The organism is Mycobacterium sp. TH-M15 (genome assembly GCF_057473705.1).
Window position 1 is genome coordinate 1 of record NZ_JBYCLB010000658.1, and the last position, 5,985, is coordinate 5,985.

5 protein-coding genes and 1 pseudogene are annotated in these 5,985 nt (G+C 71.0%); 4 read left to right on the forward strand and 2 right to left on the reverse strand.

Annotated features, from left to right (window positions below; genetic code table 11):
* Window positions 1–578: oxidative stress transcriptional regulator AosR (aosR, locus tag AC2VNT_RS16085; protein ID WP_486947803.1), on the reverse strand; the 578-nt coding region annotated here is incomplete at its 3' end.
* 26 nt (window positions 579–604) lie between these two features.
* Complete coding sequence (clpS, locus tag AC2VNT_RS16090; protein ID WP_486947804.1) at window positions 605–919, reverse strand: ATP-dependent Clp protease adapter ClpS; 315 nt, start codon at window positions 917–919, stop codon at window positions 605–607.
* 55 nt (window positions 920–974) lie between these two features.
* Here clpS and AC2VNT_RS16095 point away from each other — a divergent pair, with 55 nt between their 5' ends.
* From AC2VNT_RS16095 to AC2VNT_RS16110, 4 genes and pseudogenes are all read left to right on the forward strand, one after another.
* Entirely contained in the window at window positions 975–2,303 is a 1,329-nt protein-coding gene (locus tag AC2VNT_RS16095) for a nicotinate phosphoribosyltransferase (protein ID WP_486947805.1), read from the forward strand.
* A 113-nt stretch (window positions 2,304–2,416) separates the two neighbouring features.
* Window positions 2,417–2,707: pseudogene (locus tag AC2VNT_RS16100) on the forward strand (PE-PPE domain-containing protein); the annotation flags it as partial.
* 496 nt (window positions 2,708–3,203) lie between these two features.
* The gene (locus AC2VNT_RS16105; RefSeq protein ID WP_486947806.1) at window positions 3,204–4,880 is read left to right on the forward strand and encodes a hypothetical protein; all 1,677 of its coding nucleotides are present in this window, start codon (window positions 3,204–3,206) and stop codon (window positions 4,878–4,880) included.
* A 91-nt stretch (window positions 4,881–4,971) separates the two neighbouring features.
* Window positions 4,972–5,985: ATP-dependent DNA helicase (locus tag AC2VNT_RS16110; RefSeq protein WP_486947807.1), on the forward strand; the 1,014-nt coding region annotated here is incomplete at its 3' end.

Genomic DNA, 5,985 nt, shown 5'->3' on the forward strand with positions numbered 1-5,985 from the left:
CAGGCCTGCCTCATCAGCGCCAGCACCAGGTACTCCTGCAACGCGGTCAGCCACTGATACACCCCGACCTGCCCGGCCATCGGGTGGTCGGCCGGCAGCCGGTCCGGACCGTTCGGGCCGACGCCGAGGATGGTGCCCAGCGCCAGCCGGATGTCGTTGACCGCCGCGATCCAGGAGTTCGCCTGCTCCTCGGTCAGTTCGAACCGGCCGCCCTGATCCGGGACGGTATCCAGCAATTGTTGTGCGGCAACCCGTTTTGCGTCGATGATCTGCGGCTCATGCAGGCCGCGCAGCGCCGCGTTGAGGTTCGCCGGGTCCACCGGGTCCTCCGGGCTCCTACTGGCACGGTAGAAGTCCGGCAGCAGCCGCCGCATGGTCGCATCCTGGGGCGGTCGGGTGTTGCCGGCCTTCATCCCGGTGATCTGTTCGAGTTCGTCGGCCGGGGCGGATGATTCACGTTCGTCGAGCATCCCGATCACGGAGCCGGCCAGGCTTCTCAGCAGCGCCGCCTCGTGCAGGGCCAGGCCGGACCGGAACCGGGGACCGTCGGCGGTCTCCACCCGCTTCCACTTCCGCACCGCGTCGCCCTGGGTTCCTCGGCTGCTCAGCGGTCCTGCTGCATGGTCGCCCACAACCCGGCGGCATGCAGTTTGGTGACGTCGACCTCCATCGACTCCCGGCTGCCGGCCGACACCACGGCCTTGCCCTCGTTGTGCACCTGCAGCATCAGCTTGGTGGCGTGCGGCTCGCTGTATCCGAACAGCTTCTGGAAGATGTAGGTCACGTAGGTCATCAGGTTCACCGGATCGTCCCAGACGACGGTGACCCACGGGCTGTCGGTGGCGTCGACCGGCTCGCCGCTGCGTTGACCGGTGGTCCCCGGCTTCACCGGGGTGGACGTCGGTGCTGACGCGGCCATGCTCGCCAGGATACCGAGCCACGCCGCCGCGGTCGCCAGCCGATACCGTTGACGGATGGACGACTCGGCCTGCGCGGGGCTGCTCACCGACAAGTACGAGTTGACGATGCTGGCCGCGGCCCTGCGCGACGGCACAGCGCACCGGACGGCCGGCTTCGAGCTGTTCGCCCGCCGGCTGCCTGAGGGGCGCCGGTACGGGGTGGTCGCCGGCACCGGCCGCTTCCTGGATGCCCTGCCCGGGTTCGGCTTCGACGACGACGCGCTGGCCATGCTGGCGGAGTTCCTGGACCGCGACACCCTGCGGTATCTGCGCGACTTCCGATTCCGTGGCCAGATCGACGGCTACCCCGAAGGCGAGCTGTACTTCGGCGGTTCGCCGGTGCTGAGCGTGCGGGGAAGCTTCGCCGAATGCATCGTGCTGGAGACGCTGGCGCTGTCGATCTTCAACCATGACACCGCGATCGCCTCGGCGGCGGCCCGGATGGTCAGCGCGGCGGCCGGCCGGCCGCTGATCGAGATGGGCTCGCGGCGCACCCATGAGCGGGCCGCGGTCGCCGCCGCCCGCGCGGCGTACCTGGCCGGCTTCAGCGGGTCGTCCAACCTGGCGGCGCAGCGACGCTACGGGGTCCCGACCAGCGGCACCAGCGCGCACGCGTTCACCCTGCTGCACACCGGCGTGCACGGCGGCACCGACCAGGCCGGCGAGTTGGCCGCGTTCCGCGCCCAGGTCGAGGCACTCGGCGTCGACACCGCACTGCTGGTGGACACCTACGACGTGACCACCGGCGTGGCCAACGCCGTCGCCGCCGCCGGCCCGCGGCTCGGCGCGGTGCGCATCGACTCCGGCGAACTGACGGTGCTCGCCCACCAGGTTCGTGACCAGCTGGACCGGCTGGGCGCCACCGAAACCCAGATCGTGGTCTCCGGCGACCTCGACGAGTTCGCCATCGCCGGGCTGGCCGCCGCGCCGGTGGACAGCTACGGCGTCGGCACCGCGCTGGTCACCGGCTCCGGGGCGCCGACGGCGAACATGGTCTACAAGCTGGTCGAGGTGGACGGGGTGCCGGTGCAGAAACGCAGCACCAACAAGTCCTCGGTCGGCGGCCGCAAAGCGGCGCTGCGGCGGTCCCGGCCGACCGGCACCGTCGTCGAGGAGGTGGTGCATCCGGCCGGCCGGCCACCCGAGGTGTCCGGTCCGTTTCGGGTGCTGCCCGTCCCGCTGGTCCGGGACGGCGACGTGGTGACCGAGACCGGCGCTCCGGCGCTGGCCGCGGCGCGGCAGCGGGTCGCGGCCGGGCTGCACAGCCTGCCCTGGGAAGGACTGAAGGTGGCGCACGGCGAGCCGGCGATCCCCACCGTGCTGGTCGCGCCGCCGCCTCGCTGAGCGTGATGCGTCGCACGGCATGTGTGGATGTGGTAGTTCGATTCCGCCGAGATTGAGCCCGCGCTCCGCGCGCACTGACCCACGCTGTTTCCCTCAGCGTGGACGGAGAAGCCATGCCGGATCGGCCAGGCCCGATACGGTTCCCGGACCCGCTTCTTCCGACCACCGGTGTCAAGAGTCTGCCCTTCGGCGCGTCGGTGGCGCAGCGCATGAGCAGCCTCACCAGCGCGATCACCGACCAGCTCCACGACGGGTCGTGGTGGTGGGCGGCTCGCCGAGCTCCACCACCAGCGTCGCTGGAGATGCGGCAGCTGCTGGCGCTGCCGCACAGCGAAGAGCCGACGCCGGAGCAGCTCTCCTTCCCGCTGCTCGTCCACCCCAGCGCGCCCAACGGCGGTCCGCTGACGCGTGGAGGCGGGAAGCGCACCCGAGCCTGTGAGACACTAGCGTCGACGTGTCTCGTGCATTACGCTACGATCCGGCTCAGAACAATCTCGGCTGTCACACATACCGCCGTAAGGCGACGATGGTTGCGAACTGGAGACGCGATGCCCGACCACCCCGGCTCGACCGCTCGGCTGCATGCCTGGATCACCGCCGGTCTCGCGCTGGCCGGCGTCGTCGCCGTAGCCCCGGTGACGACCCCGGCCCAGCCGCAGCACTCCGGCGTCCGACTCACCGCCGGCGACGCGGCGTATCAGCCGGCCCTGGATGCGCTGCTGGCCGCCATGGCCGCGGCGGAGGCGCACGACGCGGCCCTGCCGTACGCGGCACCGGACAGCGTCGCGATGCTGCCGACGATGCTGCAGGACACCAACTACCAGCTGTTGATATCCGGGATCTCCCGGGTCACCGAGCTCTTCGACGGCTGGTTCTTCCAGTCGCCGGAGACGGTGGCCGGTGGCCGGCGACGCCGCCGACCCGCGGCAGTACTTCGACTTCTTCACCCCGGACATCTACTACCACGTCACCGCCGGACTGGCCCCGGGCGCCACGTACGAGCTCACCGGCACCCTCGGCGGCGGAACCGAGGCCCTGTCGATCAGCTCCGAGGCGATCACCGGCGGCTCGGCGGTCACCAAGAGCAGCTTGGAGCTCGGTGACAACCTGACCGTCAATCCAAACGGCACGTTCACGGTGGACATCGGCCCGACCGAACCCAGCGGCGCCACCAACTTCATCAACGACACCGACGCGACCGCGGGAGGTGACGCGTCGCTGCTGATCCGCGACATGCTGGGCGACTGGGCCAAGGGCCCGGCCGACCTGAGCATCCACTGCATCTCCGACTGCCCGCCGTTCGCCTCGATTCCCAGCGGCGGTCTGCTGCCCAGCGCCGGAACCGCTCCGGACGCCGCTGCCGTCGACTCGGTGGTGTCGAGCCTGGCCAGCGGGAAGATCGACTCGGTCGACTCACTGCTGACCACGCTGTTCAACGCGTTCGCCACCATCACCCCGAGCTTCAACCAGCTGAGCATCACCAACGGCGAGGCGGCCGGCATCCTCGAACCCACCAACACGATGAGCAACCTGAGTCCGGAGACGGGCTTCGGGGCGGGGCTGCACAGCGCGGCCGTCTCAGCGGGCAACTTCGACCTGCATCCCGGCGAGGCGCTAATCGTCCAGGTTCCGGACGTCGACTCGTCCTACAGCGGCATCGAGCTGATGAACGTCTACGGCGGGGCGCTGCCCTACACCCTGGCGCAGACCACGCTGAACAACACCACCGCGTTCCACGATCCGGACGGCTACACCTACTACGTGGTCAGCGCCACCAACCCCGGCGTGGCGAACTGGCTGGACAGCAGCGGCGTCGACAAGGGCGAGATCTTCGCCCGGTTCGAGAACATCGCCTCCGGCACCGACGTCGACGGTGAGAAGGTGACGACGCACCTGGTGTCGGTGGCCGACGTCGCCCACTACCTGCCCACCGACACCCCCACCGTCAACCCAGCGGAGTACGCCGCCGACATGGCGCAGCGGGTGTTCTCCTACGACTACGCCCTGGACGCCTCCCGGATGAACGCCCAGCCCGACTGGCTGATCCAGGAGCTGCTGCTGCACGGGCTGCAGGGCCTGATGGGCACCGACAACTTCGACGCGGCGTTCGGCAGCGAGCCGTCCACCCCGCTGGACCTGCGGTTGACGCCGGCGCTGAGCCCGGACTGGGACGCCGTCGGTCACGACCTGCTCAGCCATCCGATGACCAGCCTGACCGCGCTCGTCGACAACTTGCCGCTGGCCTGGAACGACGTCAGCCAGCCGGTCGAGTTGGCGCTCGGCGACACCGTCTTGTCGCTGCTGCTGCCGTCCCAGCTCGGGTCGCTGCTCAACGACGCGCTGTTCGACCCGAACTACGGCATCGTCGCCGGGCTGCTCAACGCTCGCGACGACCTGGCCACCGCGGTGCTGACCGCCAACGGCAACTTCCCGACCGCGCTGGGTGCGCAGGCGGCGCAGGAGTGGGCGAACATGTCCGAGTTGGTCGCGTCGACGCCGAACACCGATCTGGCCGACCCGGGTTCGCTGCTCTCGTTGCTGACCACGCTGGTCGATCCCGCCGGCTTCGCCGGGTGAGCCGCTGAGCCCGCCCGGGCGGGCTCACGGCGCCGGATCCGGGCCGGGTCGCGCGGCGGGCCGGTGAGATGCTGGTGTCGGTGATGCCGCGATGACCGACGTGCCCGAGCTGCTCGCCGCCGCGGTGGCCGCACTCGGCGGCAGCCAGCGCAGCGGCCAGGTGGCGATGGCCGAGGCGGTGGCGGCGGCGTTCGACACCGGTGAGCACCTGGTCGTCCAGGCCGGCACCGGCACCGGCAAGTCGCTGGCCTACCTGGTCCCGGCCATCGCCCACGCGGTCGGCACCAACCAGCCGGTGGTGGTCTCCACCGCGACGATCGCGCTGCAGCGCCAGCTCGTCGAACGCGACCTGCCCCGGCTGGCCGACGCGCTGGCCGGCCTGCTGCCCCGCCGGCCCACCTTCGCGCTGCTCAAGGGACGCCGGAACTACCTGTGCCTGAACAAGGTCCACAACGGCTCAGACGGCTCAGCCGCCTCAGACGATCCCGACGCCGCGCCGCAGGAGGAGCTCTTCGAGCCGGCCGCCGGCACCGCGCTCGGCCGCGACGTGCAGCGACTCACCGACTGGGCGTCGGAGACCGATACCGGTGACCGCGACGACCTCAAACCCGGCGTGCCGGACCGGTCCTGGGCGCAGGTCAGCGTCTCGGCCCGGGAGTGCCTGGGGGCGGCCCGCTGCCCGTTCGCCGCCGAGTGCTTCGCCGAGCGGGCCCGGGCGGTGGCCGGGGATGCCGACGTCGTCGTCACCAACCACGCGCTGCTGGCCATCGACGCGATCGCCGAGACCAGCATCCTGCCCGAGCACCACCTGCTGGTGATCGACGAGGCGCACGAGCTGGCCGACCGGGTGACCGCGGTGGCCACCGGCGAGCTGACCGCCGCCGCGCTCGGTGTCGCGGTCCGGCGGATCACCCGGCTGGTCTCCCCGGTACTGGTGCAGCGCCTCGAGACCGCGTCGATCACATTCGGCTCGGCGATCCACGACGCCGAGGCCGGCCGGATCGACCACCTCGACGACGACCTGGCCACCCACCTGGCCGTGCTGCGCGACACCGCGGGTACGGCCCGCTCGGCGATCGCTCCCCCGCAAGCGGGCGGTACCCCC

Bases quoted from the DNA above. Each gene is read 5' to 3' on its own strand.
- clpS (WP_486947804.1), bottom strand. From the start codon at position 919: ATGGCCGCGTCAGCACCGACGTCCACCCCGGTGAAGCCGGGGACCACC.
- AC2VNT_RS16095 (WP_486947805.1), top strand. From the start codon at position 975: ATGGACGACTCGGCCTGCGCGGGGCTGCTCACCGACAAGTACGAGTTG.